General features: G+C 69.0%; 18 protein-coding genes. 8 read left to right on the top strand and 10 right to left on the bottom strand.

Features of this window, described 5'->3' with window-relative positions; genetic code table 11:
- Positions 1–160: 160 nt before the first annotated feature.
- The 3 genes from N5079_RS12770 (at position 161) to N5079_RS12760 (ending at position 3731) form a co-directional block, all read left to right on the top strand.
- Positions 161–2743: an HNH endonuclease signature motif containing protein gene (locus N5079_RS12770; RefSeq protein ID WP_261583861.1), complete on the top strand. Its 2583-nt coding sequence runs from the start codon at positions 161–163 to the stop codon at positions 2741–2743.
- 310 nt (positions 2744–3053) lie between these two features.
- Positions 3054–3206, top strand: a complete 153-nt coding sequence (locus tag N5079_RS12765) for a hypothetical protein (RefSeq protein WP_261583860.1) — start codon at positions 3054–3056, stop codon at positions 3204–3206.
- A 90-nt stretch (positions 3207–3296) separates the two neighbouring features.
- A complete protein-coding gene (locus N5079_RS12760) occupies positions 3297–3731 on the top strand; it encodes a YbjN domain-containing protein (RefSeq protein WP_261583859.1) in 435 nt (144 codons plus the stop codon).
- Positions 3732–3800: 69 nt separating this feature from the next.
- On the opposite strand, the gene N5079_RS12755 is transcribed toward N5079_RS12760, so the two are convergent.
- The 3 genes from N5079_RS12755 to N5079_RS12745 form a co-directional block, all read right to left on the bottom strand.
- A complete protein-coding gene (locus N5079_RS12755) occupies positions 3801–6635 on the bottom strand; it encodes a vitamin B12-dependent ribonucleotide reductase (protein WP_261583858.1) in 2835 nt (944 codons plus the stop codon).
- A 100-nt stretch (positions 6636–6735) separates the two neighbouring features.
- Positions 6736–7200 carry a transcriptional regulator NrdR gene (gene nrdR, locus N5079_RS12750; RefSeq protein WP_261583857.1) on the bottom strand — a complete coding sequence of 155 codons (465 nt, stop codon included), beginning with the start codon at positions 7198–7200 and terminating at the stop codon, positions 6736–6738.
- 209 nt (positions 7201–7409) lie between these two features.
- A complete protein-coding gene (locus N5079_RS12745) occupies positions 7410–7760 on the bottom strand; it encodes a LysM peptidoglycan-binding domain-containing protein (RefSeq protein ID WP_261583856.1) in 351 nt (116 codons plus the stop codon).
- 208 nt (positions 7761–7968) lie between these two features.
- On the opposite strand from N5079_RS12745, the gene lexA reads away from it, so the two are divergent.
- On the top strand, positions 7969–8682 hold the full coding sequence (gene lexA, locus N5079_RS12740) for a transcriptional repressor LexA (protein WP_261583983.1): 714 nt from the start codon (positions 7969–7971) through the stop codon (positions 8680–8682).
- Between the two features lie 70 nt (positions 8683–8752).
- Here the strand turns inward: lexA and leuS are convergent, their stop codons facing one another.
- Positions 8753–11215 (bottom strand): leucine--tRNA ligase, encoded by a 2463-nt coding sequence (gene leuS / locus N5079_RS12735; RefSeq protein WP_261583855.1) that lies wholly within the window; start codon positions 11213–11215, stop codon positions 8753–8755.
- A gap of 444 nt (positions 11216–11659) precedes the next feature.
- Between leuS and N5079_RS12730 the strand changes: the two genes are divergently transcribed.
- Positions 11660–12952, top strand: coding sequence for a hypothetical protein (locus N5079_RS12730; protein WP_261583854.1), 1293 nt, complete (start codon positions 11660–11662; stop codon positions 12950–12952).
- Between the two features lie 16 nt (positions 12953–12968).
- Here N5079_RS12730 and N5079_RS12725 read toward each other — a convergent pair whose 3' ends face one another.
- Together N5079_RS12725 and N5079_RS12720 are read right to left on the bottom strand one after the other, a co-directional pair.
- Entirely contained in the window at positions 12969–14243 is a 1275-nt protein-coding gene (locus N5079_RS12725; RefSeq protein ID WP_261583853.1) for a cytochrome P450, read from the bottom strand.
- A gap of 178 nt (positions 14244–14421) precedes the next feature.
- The gene (locus N5079_RS12720; protein ID WP_261583852.1) at positions 14422–15696 is read right to left on the bottom strand and encodes a cytochrome P450; all 1275 of its coding nucleotides are present in this window, start codon (positions 15694–15696) and stop codon (positions 14422–14424) included.
- Between the two features lie 307 nt (positions 15697–16003).
- Here N5079_RS12720 and N5079_RS12715 point away from each other — a divergent pair, with 307 nt between their 5' ends.
- Positions 16004–17530 carry a long-chain-fatty-acid--CoA ligase gene (locus tag N5079_RS12715; protein WP_261583851.1) on the top strand — a complete coding sequence of 509 codons (1527 nt, stop codon included), beginning with the start codon at positions 16004–16006 and terminating at the stop codon, positions 17528–17530.
- Positions 17531–17534: 4 nt separating this feature from the next.
- Here N5079_RS12715 and N5079_RS12710 read toward each other — a convergent pair whose 3' ends face one another.
- The 3 genes from N5079_RS12710 to N5079_RS12700 all read right to left on the bottom strand — a co-directional run bounded on the left by N5079_RS12710 (position 17535) and on the right by N5079_RS12700 (position 21381).
- The gene (locus tag N5079_RS12710) at positions 17535–18794 is read right to left on the bottom strand and encodes a class I SAM-dependent methyltransferase (RefSeq protein ID WP_261583850.1); all 1260 of its coding nucleotides are present in this window, start codon (positions 18792–18794) and stop codon (positions 17535–17537) included.
- Positions 18795–18821: 27 nt separating this feature from the next.
- Complete coding sequence (locus N5079_RS12705; RefSeq protein ID WP_261583849.1) at positions 18822–20192, bottom strand: FAD-binding protein; 1371 nt, start codon at positions 20190–20192, stop codon at positions 18822–18824.
- 208 nt (positions 20193–20400) lie between these two features.
- Positions 20401–21381 (bottom strand): 2-hydroxyacid dehydrogenase, encoded by a 981-nt coding sequence (locus N5079_RS12700; protein WP_261583848.1) that lies wholly within the window; start codon positions 21379–21381, stop codon positions 20401–20403.
- A 74-nt stretch (positions 21382–21455) separates the two neighbouring features.
- On the opposite strand from N5079_RS12700, the gene N5079_RS12695 reads away from it, so the two are divergent.
- Both N5079_RS12695 and N5079_RS12690 read left to right on the top strand, forming a co-directional pair.
- Positions 21456–22577, top strand: coding sequence for a CaiB/BaiF CoA transferase family protein (locus tag N5079_RS12695; RefSeq protein WP_261583847.1), 1122 nt, complete (start codon positions 21456–21458; stop codon positions 22575–22577).
- A gap of 17 nt (positions 22578–22594) precedes the next feature.
- Positions 22595–23260, top strand: coding sequence for a nitroreductase family protein (locus N5079_RS12690; protein ID WP_261583846.1), 666 nt, complete (start codon positions 22595–22597; stop codon positions 23258–23260).
- 159 nt (positions 23261–23419) lie between these two features.
- On the opposite strand, the gene N5079_RS12685 is transcribed toward N5079_RS12690, so the two are convergent.
- On the bottom strand, positions 23420–23917 hold the full coding sequence (locus N5079_RS12685) for a GyrI-like domain-containing protein (RefSeq protein ID WP_261583845.1): 498 nt from the start codon (positions 23915–23917) through the stop codon (positions 23420–23422).
- Between the last annotated feature and the right edge of the window lie 50 nt (positions 23918–23967).

The following is a 23967-nucleotide window of genomic DNA, read 5'->3' as shown; positions in this document are numbered from 1 at the left end:
ATGAATGCCCTGCCGTACGCCTCAGGGCACAACCTTCACAGGTCTCTCCAGTCCCCCATAATTCCGATTTAGCACGGCTGAAGGTTCCGCAGTAATCTGGCGGCGATTGGCGGCGTTATCGCGGGGTGTTTTTGTCGGTGGTGGTTGGTAGTTTTACCGTGTGATTGTCGAACGGCAGCAAATCCCCGAAGGGCTCGCGCGGATGGCGCCCGGCCCGGGGCTCGCCGCCGTGCTGGACGGGCTGGATATCGCCCGGTTGAGCGGCTACGACGCCGTGCTCGTGCTGCAAGCCTACGCCCGCCTCGAAGCCCACGTCCAAGCCCGCAAAGCCGCCGTCATGGCCGAAGTCGGACTGTATGAGCCGTCCCCGGGCGACATGAAGAAAATGCCCCGCCCGGACAAATACTCCGCCGACGAAATCCGCGCCGCGCTGGTGTTGACCCGCCGCGCCGCCGAGCGTGAATACGTCTTCGCCTATGACCTGTCCACCCGCCTGGCTCCCGTCCGCCACGCCCTGGCGGCCGGGACCATCGACAAAGCCCGCGCCCTGGTCTTCCACGACTGGCTGGAGGGCGTCCCCGACCCCCTCGCCCACGCGGTGGCCGGCCACCTGCTCCCGAAGGCGGGGGCATGCACGACCAGCCAACTGAAAGACAAAATCAAGACGCTGCTGGTGGCCGCCGACCCGCAGTGGGCGCGGCGCAAGTACGAGCGGGCGCTGCAACGCCGCCGCCTCGAAGGGATGCGGCACGCCGACGGCACCGCGACCATCACCGGCCACCAACTCCCTGTGGACCAGGCCGCCGCCGCCATCGCCCGGGTGGATGCCATCGCTCAGCAGGCCAAACGCGCCGGCCTGCACGCCCCGATCGACCACATCCGCACCGACGTCTTCCTCGGCCTGCTCGACGGCACCCTGACCGGGCTCGACGACGACGCCATCACCGCCATCCTCCTCACCAAAGCCCGCAACCGGGATCCCCTCGACGCCGAAGACGACTACGACCCCCACCTCAACGACAACCCCCACGACAACGACAACGACAACGACAACGACAACGACAACGACAACGACCACTACGCCGACCAGCCCCACGACAACGCCTACGACGCCGGCCGGCCCAACGACGGCCGGCCCAACGACGACGCCCACGACGCCGTCCAGCCCCACGACGGCCAGTCCCACGACGGCCGGTCCAATGACGACGCCGACCCTCGGGAGCCCGCGGACCCCGACAGCCCCGACAGTCCCGATGGCGCCCACACCCTGGCCCGGACCCGTCACACCGATGACCCCGGCGCCCACAGCTCGCACGGCGTTCACGAACGGGCCGGAACAGGGGGCGTAAACAGCACCGACGCCACCGGTGGCAGACGAGCCGGGGATGGCACGACGGCCGCCGACGCCGACACCGACACCGACCGCGACGGCTCCGACGGTACGGATGGCCCCGGCGGCGTGCGGAGCGGGGGTGGCCACGGTGGTCCCCGGGACGGCGGTGACCTCGGTGCCGGGGAGAGGCCAGGTGGCGGGGGCGGTGAGGCTGCAGCCTCGAAGGCGGCGCAGGGTGGTGTGTTGGCCGGCCTGCTTTCGGGTGGGGCGGGGTTCGCGGCCGGGGAGGTGCGAGTGCGGGTCTCCACCCTGATGCACCTGGACGACCTTCCCGCCGAGCTCGCCGGGTGGGGGCCCATCCACGCTCAGCTCGCCCGCCGCCTGGCCAAACGCCAGATCAACGGCGAATGGCGGTTCGCGATCTGCGACGACGACGGGCAACTGCTGTTCGCCGGGATCACCTCCTACCGGCCCGCCGGATGGCCCCGCCGTGGCAACCCCTCGCCACGAGCATCGGGACAGGAGCCGGGAAGGCCATCGGGACGGGACGGGCCGAGGTCGGTCCGTCGGCGAGGGATCGTCGAGCTACAGATCCCGCTGGCGCTGCTGCGCCAGTGGCGTTCCGACCTGGCCGCCCTCGGCTCAGGCTGGGCTCGCGTGATCGCCGACGTCACCCGGCAGGTTGACGATGCCGACGCTCACACTACGGAAACCAGGACCGACAACCGCAGCAGCGACAGCGGCGGCTTCGACAGCAACGGGACCGAGGGTGCGGATGCCGCGGACCACCCCGTGAAAGGACCCTGGACAGACGACCCCCAACCAGCAGGCCAAACGGGGCCCCGGCCGGGCCACCTCAAACGGGGAGGCGAAGCCGACAAGCAACGCCGTTTCGCCAGGATCGGGCTGCGGCGGTGGGTCCAGATCCGCGACCGCGTCTGCACCTACCCCGGCTGCCGCGCCCCCGCAGCGCGGTCCGAGCTCGACCACACCCGCCAGCACAGCCACGGCGGGCCCACCACCGACGACAACATGGGCGCTGCCTGCGCACACGACCACGACCTGCGCGACCACGGCTGGCGCGTCATCCAACCCCAACCCGGCCACCTCATCTGGATCAGCCGCACCGGCCACCGCTACCCGGTCACACCACCGCCCATCATCGAGCCCCTGCCCGAACCGATCATCCAGGCCATCCCGGCCACCTCGGAGACCGTGGCCATGGCCTTGGAGGACGACCTCCCGCTGCCATCCACCTGGGAATACGGCCCGCCCTGGCTCGAAGAAGCGCCAGCTGCGGCGGACTCTGCCACCGATTCCGACCGAACGGCTGGCGACGGTTTTGGGCCTGCCGAGAGGTCTGGTGATGATCTGGGGTCGGACTCCATGAGAGATGTCCCGCCGTTCTGATTGGACGGGGGCCGCCACGTCCGCGTCGGGTGGGCTGGCCAGCGGCAGTGGAGTGCAGGGCAGCACAGCACAGCACAGTGCAGTGCAGTGCAGCGCAGTGCATGAGCCGGGGGTGTTGGCGCTCGGTGGCGGGGTGGTCGACCGTGCTTTCCGGGGTTTATGGCGCAGGTGACTGCATGGGCGGGTCAGGTGGCTGGCGGTCAGGTGGCTATGGTCTGGTCGGGCCCTCCCCCCGATGTGGGCACCACCCGCGACCAGGGAACCTGCGCCACTTGTTACTCTCAGGCACCGGCGTACCGGTCATCTAGCCGTGAGGATCTGGAGGCCTCCCTTCCATGTCCGGGACGCGGTCAGCGGGTTCACCGAGGGCGAGGCACGCCAGCCGGTCGACGATCTGGCGGCCGAGCACGCCGGTGCCGCCGGTGCCGAGGCCCGGTCGGCGGCGGAGCCGAGCATCCGGTAGGTGAGGCCGAACGTCCGGGAACGCTGCGCCTCGACGTCCTTCCCACAGGACTACCGGCTTATTGACGGTCCGATGGTGCAGGATGTATCCGTGACCCCTTCCCCAGCGGTCGTCCAGCCGGACCAGGAGCTCATCAAGCAGATCCTCGACGAGCTGGAGCTCGAGCACACCATCGACGCCGAGGGTGACATCGCGATCTCCACCGCCGCGCTCACGGTCTTCTTCCTGTTCGGCTCCGAGGGCGATCTGTTCACGATCCGCACCTTCTACGACAGGCACTACTCGGTCGACGAGAAGCCGATGCTTCTCACCGCGCTGAACGAGTGGAACGCGGACACCATGTGGCCGAAGGTCTACGCCTTCACACCCGACAGCGGGCTGATCCGGGTCATCGGTGACTCACAGCTTTACATCGGCGCCGGTGTAACGCGGGAGCACCTCACCACGGTGATCGCCCACTGGGTCAGGTTCGCGATCAAGTTCCATCGCTGGCTGACCGACCGGCTCGCCTTCGAAGCCGAATGACGGGAAAGCCGGCCCGGGCTCCAGGCGATGGTCGCCCGGACCCGAGACCGGCCCTCCGCTAAACAGTGGTCAGCTGCAGCCGCTGGTGCTGCCGCAGCCCTCGCAGACGTAGCAGCTACCCGCCGGGCGCATCTTCGTGCCGCAGGTCATGCACAGCGGGGCGTCGGCCGTACGGCCCTGGTGGCTCTCCAGCGAGGTGACCCCCGCCCGCTGCGGGTCGGCGACGGAGACGGCCTTGGGCTTCTCCTCGATCGGCGCGGACTGGGCCAGGGCGGCCGTGTCCACGACCTCCTGGAGAGCCGCCGGGTCCTCTCCGCGCTGCTGAGCGGCCCGCTCGGACGCCGAGAAGATACCGAGCGCCGCGCGGTCGTCGTACGGCAGGTAGTCGAGCGCGAGCCGCCGGAAGATGTAGTCCATGACGGACTGCGCCATCCGGACGTCCGGGTCGTCGGTCATGCCGGCCGGCTCGAACCGCATGTTGACGAACTTCTGGACGTAGGTGTCCAGCGGCACGCCGTACTGCAGGCCGATCGAGATGGCCACGGAGAACGCGTCCATGACGCCAGCGAGGGTCGAGCCCTGCTTGGACATCTTGAGGAAGACCTCTCCGAGACCGTCGTCCGGGTAGGACGAGGCGGTCATGTAGCCCTTGGCGCCGCCAACGGTGAAGCGCGTGGTCAGGCTGGGCCGCTGGTTCGGCATCCGGCGGCGGGTCGGCCGCGGCACCTCGATGACCTGCACGGGGACGGGCTCGGGCTCCACCTCGGAAGGCTTCTTCGCGGCGGAGAGCGGCTGGCCGACCTTGCAGTTGTCGCGGTAGACGGCCAGTGCCTTGAGGCCGAGCTTCCAGCCCTCCAGGTAGACCTGCTCGATCTCGTCGACGGTGGCCGTCTCGGGCAGGTTGACCGTCTTGGAGATCGCGCCGGACAGGAACGGCTGGGCCGCCGCCATCATGCGGACGTGGCCCATCGGGGCGATGGCCCGCTCGCCCATGGCGCAGTCGAACACCTCGTAGTGCTCGATCCTGAGCCCGGGGGCGTCGACCACGTGGCCGTGCTCGGCGATGTACTCGACGATCGCCTCGACCTGCTCCTCCTGGTAGCCGAGCTGCCGGAGCGCCCGCGGGATCGTCTGGTTGACGATCTGCATGGAGCCGCCGCCGACGAGCTTCTTGAACTTGACCAGCGCCAGGTCGGGCTCGATGCCGGTGGTGTCGCAGTCCATCATCAGGCCGATGGTTCCGGTGGGGGCGAGCAGCGACGCCTGGGCGTTGCGGTAGCCGTTCTTCTCCCCGAGCCTGAGGCACTCCTGCCACTGCCGGGTGGCCTCGGCGTGGATGGTCTTGTCCATGTCGCTCAGCGTGCGCAGGTCGTCGTTGGCCGCCGCGTGCTTGCGCATCACCCGCTTGTGCGGCTCGGCGTTTCGCTGGTAGCCGTCGTACGGCCCGACGATCCCGGCCAGCTCGGCCGAGCGGCGGTAGGAGGCGCCGGTCATCAGCGAGGTGATCGCGGCCGCGACGGCCCGCCCGCCGTCCGAGTCGTACGCGTGGCCGGTGGCCATGAGCAGCGCCCCGAGGTTGGCGTAGCCGATGCCGAGCTGGCGGTAGGCGCGGGTCGTCTCGCCGATCTTCTCGGTCGGGAAGTCCGCGAAGGTGATCGAGATGTCCATCGCGGTGATGATCAGCTCGGTCAGCTTCACGAAGTTCGGGACGTCGAAGGTGTCGTCGTCGCGCAGGAACTTCAGCAGGTTGATCGACGCCAGGTTGCAGGACGAGTTGTCGAGGTGGAGGTACTCCGAGCAGGGGTTGCTGGCCGTGATCCGCCCCGTCTCGGGGCAGGTGTGCCAGTCGTTGATCGTGTCGTCGTACTGCAGGCCGGGGTCGGCGCACTCCCACGCGGCCTGCGCCATCTTGCGGAAGAGCGACTTCGCGTCGACCTCCTCGATGACCTCGCCGGTGAGGCGGGCGCGCAGGCCGAACTTGCCGCCGGCCTCGACGGCGCGCATGAACTCGTCGGAGACGCGGACCGAGTTGTTGGCGTTCTGGTACTGCACGGACACGATGTCCTTGCCGCCGAGGTCCATGTCGAACCCGGCGTCGCGCAGCGCGCGGATCTTGTCCTCCTCGCGCGCCTTGGTCTCGATGAACTCCTCGATGTCGGGGTGGTCGACGTCGAGGACGACCATCTTGGCGGCCCTGCGGGTCGCGCCGCCCGACTTGATGGTCCCGGCGGAGGCGTCGGCGCCGCGCATGAAGGAGACCGGGCCGCTGGCCGTGCCACCGCTGGACAGCAGTTCCTTGGACGACCGGATGCGGGAGAGGTTGACTCCCGAGCCGGAGCCGCCCTTGAAGATCACACCCTCTTCCTTGTACCAGTCGAGGATCGACTCCATCTGGTCGTCGACGGCGAGGATGAAACAGGCCGACACCTGCTGGGGGGAGAGCGTGCCGACGTTGAACCACACCGGGGAGTTGAAGCTGAAGATCTGGTGGATCAGGGCGTGCTTGAGCTCGTGGTCGAAGATCTCGGCGTCCTCGTCGCCGGCGAAGTAGCCGTGCTCGACACCGGTCCGGGTGTAGACGCCCACGACGCGGTCGACGAGCTGCTTGAGGCTCCACTCGCGCTGCGGCGTGCCGACGGCCCCGCGGAAGTACTTGGTCGTCACGATGTTGGCCGCGTTGACCGACCAGAACTCGGGGAACTCCACGCCGTGCTGCTCGAAGTTCACCGAGCCGTCGCGCCAGTTCGTCATCACGACGTCGCGACGCTCCCAGCGGACCTCGTCGTACGGGTGAACTCCGGCGGTCGTGAAGATGCGCTTCATCTTCAGGCCCTTGCGCGTGCGCTTCCGGCCTCCGGCCACCGCACCCCCCGGTCCCGTCACGGTGCCGTTCACTTCCGTCATGACTTCCCCCTCCCAGGGCCCGGTGGAGCCCCTAGTGTCGGACCACGTGTCTTCATAACCACATCGTCGCGCCCGGCCGGTCCCCGGCGCAGGGGGCGTCCTACTGCTCGCTCGACGCGGTGCGGGCCACCCTGAGCTGCTCGATCTCCGCCTCGAAGTCGGCCAGCGTCTCGAACCCGCGATAAACCGATGCGAACCGGAGATAGGCGACCTCGTCGAGATCGCGCAGCGGCCCCAGGATGGCGAGCCCCACCTCGTGTGAGGCGATCTCGGCCGCTCCCGTGCCCCGGATGCTCTCCTCTACACGCTGCCCGAGCTGCGCCAGCGAATCCTCGCTGACCGGGCGCCCCTGGCAGGCCCGCCGTACCCCGGCGATGACCTTGTCGCGCGAGAAGGGCTCGGTGACCCCGCTGCGCTTGCTCACCATGAGCAGGACGGTCTCCTGGGTGGTGAACCTGCGCCCGCACTCGGGGCACGTGCGCCGACGGCGGATGGCCGCCCCGTCTTCGGTCGAGCGGCTGTCCACGACCCGCGTGTCCGGGTGGCGACAGAACGGACAGTGCATGCCATCGCCTCCCATGAACGCACACCGCAACCACAAGAAGTGGTGAACTTACATCGATGTGACTACTAGATGTTGTGGTCCAACCGTAGAAGTGCCCGTCCATGAACGCAAGTCGAAGCGCCCCTCCCGCCCGAAGTCGCTGTTCAGCCAGCGTGTCGCGGCACAGTGGGGGGCCGCCCCCCGGCGGAGGGGTTTCCGGGCGCGAGGTGCTAGCCGGGCATCCCGCTCGGGAGATAGAGCCGGGTGCCGGGCTGGATGAGCGAGTCGGATAAGCCGTTGAGGTTCATGATCTGCCGGACCAACGGGGCGGGGTCGTCCCCCGCGCTGACGGCGCGGGCGATGCCCCAGAGCGTGTCACCCCGCTGGACGGTGACGTACGGCAGGCCGCTCTGGCCGGGCGAGGCGAGCCCGCTGGAGGCGGTCACGGCGGCGTGGGTGCCCAGCCACAGGACGCCGAGTGCCAGCACCGTGACCATGGTGACCAGCACGATCTTGCCGCGCCGGGTGAGGCGCAGCGGAGGGTCGGGACGTTTGGGGACGGGACCGGGGACCGGTCGCATGGCTACCTCCCGGAACTGTTCCTGAGCTGCGCGGACACAGTCACGAAGAAGATCGGAAAATCGAACACGATATCGATCGAACTCCCGTACGATGTTGTACACCACGACACCGACGATTTCGAGGACAATCGAACAATTGTTTGATGATGATCTTGAATCGCGGTACGGTCGCTCTGTGCGACTTGAGGAACACGGATTGAGAGGTGGCATCGTGAGTGACCGGAGTGCGCAAGATCAGAGCGTCGGCGACCTCGCCGTGCGCAGGCGGGACTCGCTTGGTCTCACCCCGAGGCAGCGCAAGATCCTTGAGGTGATCCGCGACTCGGTCCAGCAGCGCGGCTACCCGCCGTCGATGCGGGAGATCGGGGAGGCGGTCCAGCTGACCAGCACCTCCAGCGTGTCGCATCAGCTCACCGCGCTCCAGCGCAAGGGCTACCTGCGCCGCGACCCGCACCGGCCGAGGGCCCTGGAGGTCCGGTTGCCGGGCGAGCCGGTGCTGTGGGTGGATCCGGACGCCGCGGAGGAGGACAGCGGCTTCAACCGCCCCACGGCGGCGTACGTTCCGCTTGTGGGCCGCATCGCCGCCGGTGGCCCGATCCTGGCCGAGCAGAGCATCGAGGACGTGTTCGCCCTGCCGAAGCAACTCGTCGGCGAGGGCACGCTGTTTCTGCTCCAGGTGACCGGCGACTCGATGATCGAGGCGGCGATCGCCGACGGCGACTGGGTCGTCGTCCGGCAGCAGCCGGTCGCCGACAACGGCGACATCGTGGCCGCCATGATCGACGGCGAGGCCACGGTCAAGACGTTCAAGCGCAAGGACGGGCACGTGTGGCTGGTGCCCCACAACCCGAGCTACGAGCCGATCCCCGGCGACGAGGCCACCGTCCTGGGCAAGGTCACGGCGGTCCTGCGCAAGCTGTAGGCACCCACCGCTCCGCGGCGACATCGGGTGTCACCGCGGAGCGCTGTGCTACCTAACCCCGTGCCACGCATCACGGCACGATGTTGACCAGCTTCGGGGCGCGGACGATCACCTTGCGGGGCGCTCCGTCGAGGTACGGCTGGACCTTGTCCGAGGCCAGGGCCAGCGCCTCCAGGTCGGCTTCGGAGATGTCCGGCGAGACCTCCAAGCGGTCACGGACCTTGCCGGCCACCTGAACGACCGCTGTGACCGACTCCCGCACCAGCAGCGCGGGCTCCGCGACCGGCCATCCGGCCCTGGCGACGGACGGCGCGTGACCGAGCCGTTCCCAGCCCTCCTCCGCCACATACGGCGCGATCAGTGACAGCATGACGGCCAGCGCCTCGGCGGCCTCCCTGACGGCCGGATCGGCGGCGCCCGGCCCCGAGTCGATCGCCTTACGGGCGGCCGAGGTCAGCTCCATCATGCGGGCCACCGCGACGTTGAAGTGGTAGTTCTCGACGAGCCTGCTGACCTCGTCGATCGTCCGATGGGTGACCTTGCGCAGCGCCACGTCACCGGTGGAGAAGTCCACACCTGGAGCCGAGCCCGCACCGGCTTCCGCCATCACCCGGAAGGCACGGGCAAGGAACTTCTGCGACGCGCCGGCCGAGACGTCGGCCCAGTCGATGTCGTCCTCCGGCGGCCCGGCGAACAGCATCGTCAGCCTGACGGCGTCCACGCCGAACGCGTCGATCTGCTGGCCCAGGTCGACGCCGTTGCCCAGCGACTTGGACATGGCCTTGCCCTGGTTGATGACCTGCCCCTGGTTGAGCAGTCGCAGGAAGGGCTCGCTGAAGTCCACCATGCCCATGTCGTGCAGGACCTTGGTGAAGAACCGGGTGTACAGCAGGTGGAGCACCGCGTGCTCCTGCCCGCCGATGTACTGGTCGATCGGGCCCCACAGGCGGACCTTCTCGACGTCGAACGGCCCGCCGGTGTAGTGGGGGTCGACGTACCGCAGGTAGTACCACGAGGAGTCGACGAAGGTGTCCATCGTGTCGGTGTCCCGCTGGGCGGGGCCGGAGCACTTGGGGCACTCCACGTTGACCCAGTCCGTGGCGCCGGCCAGCGGCGAGACGCCCTTGGGCTTGAGGTCGGCGCCGCGCAGGTCGGGCAGCGTGACGGGCAGCTGGTCGTCCGGGACCGGGACCTCGCCGCAGTCGGGGCAGTGGATGATCGGGATCGGGGTGCCCCAGAACCGCTGACGCGACAGCAGCCAGTCGCGCAGCCGGAAGTTGACGGCCGCCTTGCCGGTGCGGCGCTCACCCAGGATCTCGACGATCCGCTGGATGGCCTCGGTCTTGGACAGCCCGTCGAGGGGGCCGGAGTTGACCAGGGTGCCCTCGCCCGGCGTGGCGACGCCGGTCTCCCCCGGGTCGGCCAGCCCGGTGTGCACGACGACCTGAACGGGCAGGCCGAACTTCAGGGCGAAGTCGAGGTCGCGCTGGTCGTGGGCCGGCACCGCCATGATGGCGCCGTGGCCGTAATCCGACAGCACGTAGTCGGCCGCCCAGACCGGGATGCGCTCACCGTTGACCGGATTGATGGCATAGGTGCCCAGGAAGACGCCGGTCTTCTCCTTGTCGGTGGACAGCCGCTCGATGTCGGAGAGCTTGGACACCTCGGCCTTGTACGCGGCCAGCTGCTCGCGCCGATCGGGAGCGACGATCTCCTCGGCCAGGGGCGCGTCGGCGGCCACCACGAAGAAGGTCGCGCCGTACAGCGTGTCGGGGCGCGTCGTGTAGACGGTGACCGGCTCGTCGCGGCCCTCGATCTGGAACTGGACATCCGCGCCCGTGGAGCGGCCGATCCAGTTGCGCTGCATGGTCAGGATGCGCTCCGGCCAGCCACCCTCCAGCTGCGCCATGTCGTCGAGCAGCCGGTCGGCATAGTCAGTGATCTTGAAATACCACTGGGTCAGCTCGCGGCGGATCACTTCGGCGCCGCAACGCTCGCACCTGCCCGCGACGACCTGCTCGTTGGCCAGCACGGTCTGGTCGTTCGGGCACCAGTTGACCAGGCCGCCCTTGCGGTAGGCCAGGCCCCGCTCGAAGAAGCGGATGAACAGCCACTGGTTCCAGTGGTAGTACTCCGGGTCGCTGGTGTGCAGGCGGCGAGACCAGTCGAAGGAGATGCCGTACCGCTTGAACGAGTTCGCCTGGGTCTCGATGTTGGCGTAGGTCCACTCGGCCGGGTGTGCGTCACGCCGGATCGCCGCGTTCTCGGCGGGCAGGCCGAAGGAGTCCCACCCGATGGGGTGCAGGACGTTGTAGCCCTTCTGGAACCAGTAGCGCGCGACGACGTCGCCGATGGCGAAGACCTCGCCGTGACCCATGTGGAGGTCGCCCGAGGGGTAGGGGAACATGTCCAGCATGTACCTGCGCGGCCTGGTGTCGGCGAGATCGTCGACCGCGGCGAAGGGGTTCAGCTCCTCCCATCGCGGCAGCCACTTGGCCTGCAGCGCCTGCGGGTCGTACACCGGCTCGTCCACTTCCACTCCTCGCCCGGCTGCTGGTCAAACACGAAGACGCCTGCTCACAACAGAGCCCCCCGCTCGGCACGAGGGGCAACCTGCGTTTGCGCGATCTCATGCCGACTTCTGAGATAGCTGCCCGATAAGCAGGGTCGCGGCACGCGGCTCAAGCCTAGCGCAGCCGACAACCAGGTCGGCGACGGAATATCGGCGCTGACGCCATAAGTCAAACCACGATACGCGATGGTGATAGATCCGTTGTGAGGTCTTCTGTCCCTTTAGTTTACTGTCATCGCTGTGGCCAACCCATTTCCGTCGTCGGACCTACCGATGCAGGATCCGCCGACCGACCCCACGGGCGAACAGTTTCGCGCGGCATTCTCCAGTTTTACTGCGGCGGCCCCCACGTCGCATGAGAACATGCCAGGCACTCCCAATCCGGGCATGATCTCTGGAGGTGCCATGCCCTCGGACCACAGCGACCCCCAGAGAGCCACGGCTTGGCCGGAGGTTCCGCCTGCCTGGCCCGAGGTCCCCACGGCCTCCTCCTTCACCCCGACTGTCCGCTCCTTCGTGGAGTCCGGACCGCCGATGACGGAGACCGGGCCCTTCATGACCGGCGCCGGGCCGTCGATGATGGGCGCCACACCGCAGGCCCCCGCCCAGCCGTTCGAGGCTCCCGGACAGCCGTTCCCGAACCCCGCGCAGCCCTTCCCGCAGCAACCGGCGCAACCGTTCCAGGGCCCGGCACAGCCGTTCCCGAACCCCGCGCAGCCCTTCCCGCAGCAACCGGCGCAGCCGTTCGCGAACCCCGCACAGCCGTTCGCGAATCCCGCGCAGCCGTTCTCCCCGCAGCCGGTCCAGGCACAGCCAAGCCCGCCGAGGGCCGATGATCCGTACAAGCCGTTCGTGACGGCGGGGCAGATCAGCGGGCCGAAGACGCCTCCCGCGCATCGGCAGCAGGAGCTGTGGAACACGGTCTTCGGGGAGAACTACCGGGCGATCGACGAGTACGAGGACGAGGAGCGCGGCCGGCCGATCTGGCTGTTCACCCTCGTCGGGACGGTGCTCGTGGCCCTGGTGGGCGGCCTGATCTGGGCGTTCGTCGCGGGGCCGCTCAGGTCGGACGACGGCGCGGAGACCGTGCCGAGCCCCGAGGCGAAGCCCACGGTGTCGGCGGCGCCGCCGAAGGCCGCGTCGCAGTTCCCCGCGCTGCCGAGGTTCAAGGGCACGGCCTCGCCGGTCAGCGGCGTGGTGACCGACGAGGCGGCGGGCATCACGGTGCCCAAGCTCGGCGGCCCGTGGCAGCTCGACAGGAACGCGCAGGACATCAAGACGAAGTACGGCTATGCGACCCGCCAGTTCGTCCCCGCCGGGATGACCACGAGGGGCAAACCTGAGTTCGCCCAGGTCATGTCGGGCCCGCTCCCGCAACCGCTGGCCGCGCGGTACACCTCGCCGGACAAGCTCGCTCCAGTGATCAGCGCCGTGATGTTCCAGGCGCGGCAGACGTTGTTCCCCAAGGGGAACAAGGTGACGAAGGTGGCGCAGCAGCGCCTGTCCCGCAACGGTCTGACCGGCCTGATCGCCGCCTACAAGGTCGAGGCCGACAAGGAGGAGACCACCGTGTTCGTGGGGGCGGTCAACACCGGCGCGGACGTGCCCGCGATCGTCTACATGGCCGTCCCGGCGCTCAAGGACGACCTGCTTCCCGACATCAACACGGTCTTCAAGGCGATTCGCCGGGCCGGCTAGCGCGACCGTCCGATCGTCAGAAGTCGCACCGCATGTGCTTGATGCCGTTGATGAAGCTGGAGAACAGCCGCTCGGGCTCGCCGGCTTCGATCCGCGGAACGCGGCGGAGCAGCTCGCGGAACATCACGGTGATCTCCCTGCGGGCGAGATGGGCGCCGAGGCAGAAGTGCGGCCCGGGGCCGCCGAAGCCGACGTGCGGGTTCGGGGCGCGGAGGATGTCGAACCGGAGCGGGTCGTCGAAGACCCGCTCGTCCCGGTTGGCCGACCAGTAGTAGAGGACGACCTTCTCGCCCTGCCGGTACAGGTTGCCGTTCATGACGTGGTCGCGGGTGACCTTGCGCCGCATGAAGTTCACCGGCGCGGCCAGCCGGACGATCTCCTCGACCGCGCCCGCCGCGCGCCCCTCGACGTCCTCCAGCCATAGCCGCTTCTGGCCGGGGTTGAGCGTGAGCAGGCGCATGCCGTACGAGATGGCGTTGCGGGTGGTCTCGTTGCCGGCGACGACGAGCAGGATGAAGAACGACCCGAGCTCCTGCGCGGTCAGCCGCTCACCGTCGATGTTGGCGTTGACCAGCGAGGATGTCAGGTCGTCCGTCGGGTTCTCGAGCCGGTGGACGGCCAGGTCCTGGACGAGCTGCTGGAGCTCCATACCGGCGGTGAGCAGCGCGTGGGCGATGCCCCCGCGGTCGCTGACGTACTCCGGGTCCGAGGCGCCGAGGATGATGTTCGACCGGTCGAAGACGAATCCGTAGTCCTTCTCCGGGATTCCCATCATGTCGCAGATAATCTTCAGGGGCAGCTTCGCGGCGACCTCGGTGACGAAGTCGCACCCCGTGCCCGTGGCGAGCAACTCGTCGACGATCCGCACGGCCGCCGCGTCCACGTCGGCCTCGAACTGCTTGATCATCCTGGGCGTGAACGCGCGGGAGACGATGCGGCGCAGGCGGGCGTGGCGAGGGTCGTCCATATTGATCATGGAGCCGAAATACTCGGCCAGCTCGGCGGGCATGTCGAGGATGCTGGTCGCTCCGCCGTCGCCCGAGCAGAAGACCTCGGGGTTGCGGCTGGCCTCCAGGATGTCGGCGTGCCGGACCAGCGCGTGGTAGCCGATGCCCCTCGTCTGGGCGAACGTGACCTCGGGCTCCTCGAAGAACGCGGGCCGGTCCAGCTCGCGCAGCAGCCGGAACGCGTGCTCGCGCTCCTCCTGGGACCGGGCCCAGAAGTTCCAGTCAGACAGGTTGACGTCGGTGGCCGACCTGATGGGGGCCTGTTCCACAGGCGGGGTGGTCATGGCGCTCCTTGGAGAGGTCTGCGACCAGAATCACGTTCGGTTCATCCTGCCACAATCCCGCGTGATCATGCAGAGATTCCCGCTCACCCAGCCGCACCGGCACCCGCTCAGGTGGTGATCATGCACAGGTTCCCCGCCACCCGCCCTGGCCTGGTCGTCAGCCGTACGTGATCATGCACTAGAACCGGTAGCGCAGGTGCTTGACACCGTTGATGAAGTTGGACAGCAGGTAGGCCGGCTCGCCGTCGGAGCGGATCTCGGGCATCCGCCCGAACAGCTCGCGGAACATGACCGTGATCTCCCGCCTGGCCAGATGGGCGCCGAGGCAGTAGTGCGGACCCGGGCCACCGAAGCCGACATGGGGGTTGGAGCTTCGCGTGATGTCGAAGACGTCGGGATCGGTGAAGACCGCCTCGTCCCGGTTCGCGGAGTTGTAGAACAGCAGGACCTTGTCGCCTTTCTTGTAGTCCTGCCCGTTCATCGAGTGGTCGCGCGTGACGGTCCGGCGAAACTGGATCACCGGGGTGGCATAGCGGACGATTTCCTCGACCGCGCCCCCGATGTGCGTCTCGAAGTCGCCGGTGAGCAGCTCGCGCTGGCCGGGGTTGTCGGTGAGGAGCTTTAGTCCGTGCGTGATCGCGTTGCGCGTGGTCTCGCTGCCCGCCACGACGAGCAGGATGAAGAACGAGCCGAGCTCCTGGGTGGTGAGCCGCTCCTCCCCGTTCACAAGGAGGCTGGTCAGGTCGCCCGTCGGGTGCCGGCGGCGCTCCCGCCCGAGGCGCTGCGCCAGGGCGCTGAGCTCGTGTCCCGCACGGAGCAGCTTGACCAGGCCGCGGGCCGTGGCCCATCGGCCGAAGGGCGCGTCCTGCCGGGAGTAGTCCACCTCGATCCCCGAATACTCGCCGTCCGCGTTGGCGAGGATCGTGTTCGTACGGCTGAGCACCATGTCGTGATATTTCCCGGGAATGCCGATCATGTCGCAGATGACCCGGACCGGGAGCCTGGCCGCGATCTGGGTGACGAAATCCCCCGGACCGTCCTTGACGGCCCTTCCGACGATCTCCTCGGCCGCCCGCTGGAGGTCCTGCTCCATCTTGGCGAGGACGCGGGGCGTGAAGGCCCGCGAGACGATGCGGCGCAGCCGGGCGTGCCGCGGATCGTCCATGTTGATCATCGACCCGAAGTAGACGGCGAGCCACCGCGGCATGTCCGGGATGCTGTTCGCGGTCGGCTCGCTGCTGAAGATCCCGGCGTTCCGGCTGGCCTCGCTCACGTCGGCATGCCGTACGAGCGCGTAGTAACCGGCGCCGTGCCGGATGAAGGGAATCTTGTTCTCCTGGACGAAGACGGGCCGGTCCAGCTCGCGCAGCCGCCGGAACGCGTCCAGCCGCTCAGTCTGCGGCAGACCCCAGAACGGGATCCACGACAGGTCGATGCCCGGCGCCACGGTCATGCCGCCCACTTTTGTCCGAGCAATCACTTACGTCAAGGCTTGACCATCGTGCATGATCACGGCTTGCGTTCCCGCACATCGGAAGGCATCCAGGGAAAGTGCGCATGATCACGTACGGCGCTTCGCGCAGCTCACCCCGCCACCCTGGGAACCCGTGCATGATCACCTCCCAAGGTGGTGGATGATCACGTACGGCTTGCGCCGGATCACCCTCCTCAGCGCGGCCCCCAGCCGTTACTGTGAGGTACCTACCGGTTGGTATGGACTGAAACGGCCGACCAGAACGGCCGAAAGAAAGGGAGCGACGATGCTCAACCTGTCCGTCGTGCTGGAGGACAGCGCCAGGGAGACCCCGGACCGCACCGCCTTGGTGCTGGGTGACCTCCGCCTGCCGTATTCGCTGGTGAACACCGTCGCCAACCAGGTCGCGAACATGCTCGTCTCCCGGGGCATCGGCAAAGGAGACAAGGTGGCGCTGGCCTGCCCCAACCTCCCCTACTTCCCGTTCGTCTACTTCGGCATCCTCAAGGCCGGCGCCACGGTCGTCCCCCTCAACGTCCTGCTCCAGTCGCGGGAGATCACCTACCACCTCGAAGACTCCGAGGCCAAGGCCCTCTTCTGCTTCGAGGGCACGCCCGAACTGCCGCTCGGCGAGCGGGGCCGGGCCGGCTTCGAGGGCGCGGCGGGAACCGAGCACTTCCTCGTGCTGCCCGCCACCCCGCTCGCCACCGAGTCGCCGTACGGCGAGACCCTGTGGGCGGCCCTCGACGGCGTGTCCGGCGAGTTCGAGACCGTGCAGACGGCCCCGGACGACACCGCGGTGATCCTCTACACGAGCGGCACCACCGGCCGGCCCAAGGGCGCCGAGCTGAGCCACCAGAACATGCTGATCAACGCCATGATCAGCGACGAGATGTTCCCCCGCCAGGGCGACGACGTCTACCTCGCCACCCTGCCGCTCTTCCACTCATTCGGGCAGACCGTGATCATGAACGCGGGCTTCCGCCGCCGGGCCGCCCTGGTCCTCGTGCCGCGCTTCGATCCGGCCGAGGCGCTCGCGCTGATGGCCGAGGAGAAGGTCACGCTCTTCGCCGGGGTGCCGACGATGTACTGGGCGCTGCTGACCGCGGTCCACAGTGGGGCCGGTAAGGCGCCCGCCTCACTGGCGACCGCCATCGCGGGCGGCTCCGCGCTGCCGGTCGAGGTGCTGAAGGACTTCGCCGCGACGTTCGGCGTCGGGATCCTGGAAGGCTACGGCCTGTCGGAGACCTCCCCGGTGGCCTCCTTCAACCAGGTCGGCAGGCCGGCCAAGGCGGGGTCGATCGGCACCCCGATCTGGGGCGTGGAGATGAAGCTCATCGACGGCGACTGGAACACGGTCACCGACGTCGGCGAGATCGCCATCCGCGGGCACAACATCATGAAGGGCTACCACAACCGGCCGGAGGCGACCGCGGAGGTCATGAAGGACGGCTGGTTCCGCACCGGCGACGTGGCCAGGCGCGACGAGGACGGCTACTACTACATCGTCGACCGCGCCAAGGACATGATCATCCGTGGCGGGTTCAACGTCTACCCGCGTGAGATCGAGGAGGTGCTGCTGACGCACCCCGCCGTCTCCCTCGCCGCCGTCGTCGGCGTGGCCCACGAGTCGCACGGCGAGGAGATCAAGGCGTACGTCATCCGCACTCCCGAAACCACGACGACCGAGGAGGAGCTGGTCGCCTGGTGCCGGGAGACGATGGCGGCCTACAAGTACCCGCGGATCGTCGAGTTCCGCGAGTCCCTGCCGATGACCGCCACCGGCAAGATCCTCAAGCGCGAGCTGCGATAGACGATCACGGCCAGTCGAGGGACGGGCGCAGGGCGACCTGCGCCGAGGCCTGGTCGTCGAGCTTGACGCCGAGCACCTGGTGCAGCTGCACCTTGTTGCGCTCGAAGCCGACCACGCAGCCCGCCATGTAGAGCCGCCAGACGCGGGCGGTGCCCTGCCCGACCTCCTGGACCGCCTCGTCCCAATGGGCGTCGAGGTTGGCGCACCACTCGCGCAGCGTCAGCGCGTAGTGCTCGCGCAGGTTCTCCTCGTGGCGGATCTCGAAGCCGGTGTCCTCCATCTGACGGATGAGGTGGCCGACCGACTCGAGCTCGCCGTCGGGGAAGACGTAGCGGTTGATGAAGCCGCCCTTGTTGATCGTCTTCTCCTTGCCCGTCGGGCGGGTGATGCAGTGGTTGAGCAGCCGCCCGCCCGGCTTGAGCTTGCCGTACAGGAAGGAGAAGTACGACGGGAGCTGGTCCTTGCCGATGTGCTCGGTCAGGCCGATGGAGCTGACCCGGTCGAAGCCGGTCTCGGCGACGTCGCGGTAGTCCGTGTGGCGGACCTCGGCGAGCTCGGAGAGCCCGGCCTCGGCGATCGCCTTCTGCGCCCACTCCGCCTGCTGGCGGGAGAGGGTGACGCCCAGGGCCTTCACGCCGTACTCGCGGGCCGCGTGCATGACCATGCCGCCCCAGCCGCAGCCGACGTCGAGCAGCCGCATGCCCGGCTTGAGGTCGAGCTTCTTGGCCACCAGGTCGAACTTGGCGTACTGCGCCTCCTCCAGCGTCGCGTCGTGCGACGGGAAGACCGCGCAGGTGTACGCCATGGACGGCCCGAGCACCCACTCGTAGAAGCGGTTGGACACGTCGTAGTGGTGGTGGATCGCCTCGGCGTCGCGCTGCTTGGCGTGGCGGCTGCCGAGCTTGGCGAGCGTGCTGCGCCGCACCTCCTGCGGCGGCGGGGGGACCCGCATGAGCAGCGGCTTGGCCCCGAGCGACCGGACCGCGGCGATCTTCTCGCTGAGCGGCAGGTCGTTCAGGGTTATGGACCACATGCGGTCCAGAAGCGTGTACATGTCGCCCTGGACGTCGAGATGCCCCGAGATATAGGCCCTCGCGAGGCCCATCTCCCCCGGGGCCTGCGCGAGGTAGGCCACCGCGATCGGAGATTTCACCTCGATCCGGATGTCCGCGTCCGGCGATCCGGCCTTGCTGCCGTCGTAGGCCGCGAACTGGACGCCCGCGTCAGAGCCGACGATCTTCTCGAAGATCTCCGCAAGAGTCATGTGCACCTCTCCCCACGCACGTACTGCCTACCTACCCCGGACACACTTGTCGTACAGGTCGAGCAGCCGCCCGCCCGGGTCGTACGAGCGCTTCACGGGCCAATAGGAGTCCCCGTTGTACAGCCGCCAGAACTCGTCCCGCTCGTAGAACGAGGTCGAGTACAGCGACTTGTGGCCGTCGAGCCGGTGTACGGCGTGCTCGATCAGCCGGTTGTAGTAGCCGTCATGCTGGCCACGCGGCAACGGGACCATGCCCCAGAAGCCGAAGTTCACGTAGAGCCGTCCGGGCTCCAGCGGGTACAGCGACCATTCGCCACTGGCCTTGAGCGGGCACATCCACACGGGGGCCATGCCGACCCGGTCGTGGAAGAAGTCGAGGAACTCGGCTCCCCGCTCGACGGGGACCTCCACGTCCTGGATGACCGACTCCTGCACCGGGTTGTCGCGCCAGCGGTCGATGCGGGCGGTCAGGCCGTACCGCTGGTCGAGGCCGACCAGCTTGCGGTACACGTCGGAGCGGAGCCAGCGGCGCGGCATCAGCGAGCGGACCAGCGGCTGCTGCACGCCGAAGGCGCGCGAGCACCAGAACCAGTCGGTGTCCCAGCGCCACAGGTAGTCGCGGATGGTCAGCCAGTCGCGCGTCCGGTTGCGGATCGACTGGTAGTAGATGCGCATGCCCGTGTAGTCGGACGCGTAGGGTGCCTTGTCCGCGAACGTGCCGACCGTGATGTAGAGCTCGTCCGGCGCGAAGAACGTGCCGTCGACGAAGTCGATCTGCTCGCCGTCGTGCTCGCGGCTCTCGCAGATCTCCTGCATGGCGAGCATGCACTTGTCGGCGTCGGTGAACCGGATGTGCGTCAGCTTCACGTGCGGCTTGACCCGGGCCAGTTTGATCCGGATCCGCAGGGCGTAGCCGAGAGTGCCGTACGAGTTCGGGAAGGCCCGGAACAGGTCGGCGTATTCGTTGTCGGCCCGCGCCACGACGATCCGCCCGTCGCCGGTGAGGATTTCCAGCTCCTCCACGGACTCGTGCGGCAGGCCGTCCTTGAAGCTGGTCGACTCGATGCCGAGACCCGTGACCGCGCCGCCGAGCGTGATCGTCTTGAGCTGCGGCACGACGTACGGCATGAGCCCGTACGGCAGGGTCGCGTCCACCAGGTTCTCGTACGTGGTCATGCCCTGGACCTCGGCCGTCATGGTGACGGGGTCCACCTGGATCACCTGGTCCAGGTCGCGGGCGGACAGCGTGGCCGTCTTGGTCGGCTCACGGAAACGGAACAGGTTCGTGGTCGCCTTAGCGAGCCGGGGAGCCGCGTCATCGGGGATCGCCGCGTAGGAGTCCCTGATCTGCTCGACGGCCTTCCTATGGGCGGTCATACTTGCCGTGCGCTCTGGCATGACACCACCCCCATGGACTATAGAGATCGCCTCTAGGCACGCTATCCCTCGAAAACGACGCGGACCAGACTAGACACGTTACGCCCGCGAAAACTATCGGGCATCCCAGCCAGTCACCTCGTCAAGCCCGGGAAGGCCCGTGCCCTGACGGTAGATCGTATCGTGTGGTGATTTCGCATCTCAGGCACCCCCCGGGGACGGTGTTACGTCAGAGGCGCCGATAGACGACGGGGTCGGCCCCGTTGACCACGTTCGTCACCGGCCGGCCGTCGAGCGCGGCCCGCACGTTGCCGAGCACGCACTCGACGAGGCGGGCCATCGCCTGCGGGGTCACCGCGGCCGCGTGGGGCGACAGCAGGATCCGGCCGCACGAGCGCAGCGGATCGTCGGCGGGAAGCGGCTCGATGTCGTAGACGTCCACCGCGGCCCCGGCCAGATGGCCCGACTCCAGCGCCGCCAGCAGCGCCGCCTGCTCGACGATCCCGCCCCTGGCGGCGTTGACCAGCACCGATCCGGCGGGCATTCGCGCGAGCCGCGCCGCGTCGAGCAGGCCGCGGGTCTCGTCGGTGAGCGGCACGACGAGGACGAGCACGTCACTGGAGGCGATCAGCGAGTCGAGGTCGCGGTAGGCCGCGCCGTACGACTCGGCCTTGGGCGAGCGTGACCAGTAGGAGACCTCGCAGCCGAGCGCGCCGAACAGGCGGGCGCAGGTGGCGCCGATCGGACCGAAGCCGACGACGCCGACGCGGGCGCCCGCGAGCTCCCGGCGCTGCGCGGTGAACTGCGGCCACTCCCCCGCCCGCATCTCCCGGTCGCCGTCGGCGAGGTGCCGCAGCAGCGCGAGCGACGCGGCCAGGCACCACTCGGCCACGGACAGGGCGTTGACCCCGGCCGTGTTGGACAGCGGCACTCCCGCCTTGGCGAGCGCCTCCAGGTCGTGGCCGTCCACGCCGACCGACGGCTGCTGCAGGAAGGCGAGCTTGGGAGCGTGCCGTACGGCCTCCTCGTCCAGGACGAGCATGCCGCTCCAGTCGCCGACGACGATCTCTGCCTGGGGCAGGGCGTCGAGCAGGGCCGCGCGATCACGGCGGGCGGGGACGGCGACCTCGACCCGGTCGCCCAGGTCCGCGAGCAGCCCGCGGACGGCGTCCTCGGGCAGGGGCGGCAGCGCCAGCAGCTTCCACGTCACATGGCGAAGTCTCCCACGCGACCGAAGCATGTTCTACTAACCCATGAACAGAACCACCCACCGAGGAGAGTGGCATGGAGGAGTCCCGGAAGGGCCCGCTGGCCGGGGTGCGCGTGCTGGAGCTCGCCGGGCTGGCCCCTGGGCCGTTCGCCGGGATGATGCTCGCCGACCACGGCGCCGAGGTCCTGCGGATCGACCGGGTCACGGCGGTGACCGACGCGCCCCGCCCGGACGTCATGGACCGGGGCAAGCGCACGATCGGCCTCGACCTGAAGTCGCCCGAGGGCGTCGAGGCGTTCAAGAGGCTGGCGGCCCGGGCCGACGTGGTGATCGAGGTGTTCCGGCCGGGTGTCGCCGAGCGGCTCGGGATCGGCCCGGACGACCTGCGGCCGGTGAACGAACGGCTCGTCTACGGCCGGATGACCGGATGGGGCCAGGACGGCCCGCTGGCGCCCCGGGCGGGCCATGACATCGACTACATCGCGATCTCCGGCGCGCTGTCGATGCTGGGCCGCGCGGGCGAGAAGCCCACCCCTCCGATCAACATCCTCGGCGACTTCGCCGGTGGCGGGCTCATGCTCGCGTACGGCGTGCTGCTGGCGCTGTTCGAGCGCGAGCGCACCGGCAGGGGCCAGGTCATCGACGCCGCCATGGTCGACGGCGCGGCGGCCCTGTTCTCGATGTTCTACCACGGCGTCCAGAGCGGCTCCTGGGGCCCGCGCGGGACGAACCTGCTGGACACCGGCTCCCCGATCTACGACACGTACGAGACGGCCGACGGCCGATACCTCGCGGTCGGCCCGCTGGAGCCTCAGTTCTGGAGCGAGATGGTCTCCCGGATGGGGATCGCCGACCTGCCCGACAGGGACGACCGGGCCAACTGGCCCGAGCTGCGCGAACGCCTGACCGCGGCCTTCCGGTCCAGGACCAGGGCGGAGTGGGAGGAGATCTTCGACGGCTCGGACGCCTGTGTGTTCCCCGTCCTGGAGATGGGCGAGGCCGCGGAACACCCCCACAACCGGGCGCGCGGGACGTTCGTCGAGGTCGGCGGCGTGACGCAGCCGGCTCCGGCGCCCCGCCTGCTGGGCAGAGAACGGAGCGCCCTGTCCCCCGCCACCCGCCTGCACGACCTGACCGGCTGGGGGCTGCCGGACGACGACGCCAAGGCCCTCCGCGCGGCGGGGGTGCTGGCCTGATGGAAGGACCGATGCGCATGGACCTCTTCGAGGCCCTCTACACGACCCGGGCGATGCGGCGGGTGAAGCCGGACCCGATCCCGGCGGAGATCCAGGAGCGGATCCTCGACGCCGCCGTCCGGGCGCCGAGCGGCGGCAACACGCAGGGCTGGCGGTTCCTGCTGGTGGACGACCCAGCGGTGAAGGCCGAGCTGGGGCCGCTCTACCGCGACGGGCTCGGCAGGCTCTTCGAGGGCCACTACAAGCCGATGCGGGAGAGGGCCGAGGCGGCCGGGGACACTCGGACGCTGAGTGTGCTGAAGTCGGCCAAGCACCTGGCGGACCACTTCGAGGGCTACCCGCTGCTGCTGTTCGCCTTCACCAGGAACGACCCCAGCGGCGGCTCGATCTACCCCTCGGTGTGGAGCGCCCAGCTGGCGGCCCGTGCCTTCGGGGTGGGCAGCGCGCTGACGACCGTGCTCGGGCTCTTCCACGGCGCCGAGGCGATGAAGATCCTCGGCGTGCCGGAGGGCAAGGGCTGGGAGCTGGCCTGCATGGTCACGTTCGGCTACCCGACCGGCCGCTGGGGCGTGGCCGAGCGGATGCCGGTCCACGAGGTGAGCTACCGCAACCGGTGGGGTGAGCCCGTCGGCTTCGAGATCCCCGGACCGCTCTGGAGCTCGCCCGCCGCTCCCGATGCCTGATCACGGACGAAGGAGCCGCAGGTCCGGAGGCATGCCGGGGAATGCGCGCATGATCACGCATGGAGGAACCGCAGGCCGGCGGTCATGCGCGGGAACGCGTGCATGATCACGGGCGGGGGAACCGCGGGCCGCGACCCCTGTCCGGGAACGCGTGCATGATCACGCGGTGGCGGGGTCGGTGTAGGACGGCTCGCTGAAGGTGGGGAGCATGGCGACGTAGATGTCGGCTCCCCCCGGGTGGTGGACCTCCACATCGGTCGTGAAGGCCCGTGCCGGGACGCCGCCCGACTCGGTGTGCTTCCACACGTACTGCCACGCCTCGACCAGCGCGCCCGGCATGGGACCGCGGGCCTCCAGCTTCAGGGCCGGCACGCCGGGGGCCCGCACGGCCACCATGCCCTCGGGCAGGCGCGCCGCCGTGTGCACGGCGACGCCGACCACCTCCGTGTACGCACGGTGGTGGTCGCTCTCGTAGTCGGTCAGCACCGCGTAGAGGTTCTCGTCGACGCGGCCGGGCACGTGGGCGAAGGCCCCCGGCGCCCCGGCGCGGGCCCACAGGGCCGGCAACTGGGCGCGGGACGGATCGGCCTCCGCCGCGTTGGTGGTCCGTACGGCATAGCCGACGACCAGCGCCTCGGGCCGGTCAACGATGATCACAGGTCCTCCTATTGGCCGACGTCAATGTATCCGTCGCCGACGTCTGGTAC

Source organism: Planotetraspora sp. A-T 1434, assembly GCF_025420585.1.
Lineage (GTDB): Bacteria > Actinomycetota > Actinomycetes > Streptosporangiales > Streptosporangiaceae > JAOEGB01.
This window is presented reverse-complemented; position numbering and strand designations above follow the sequence as displayed.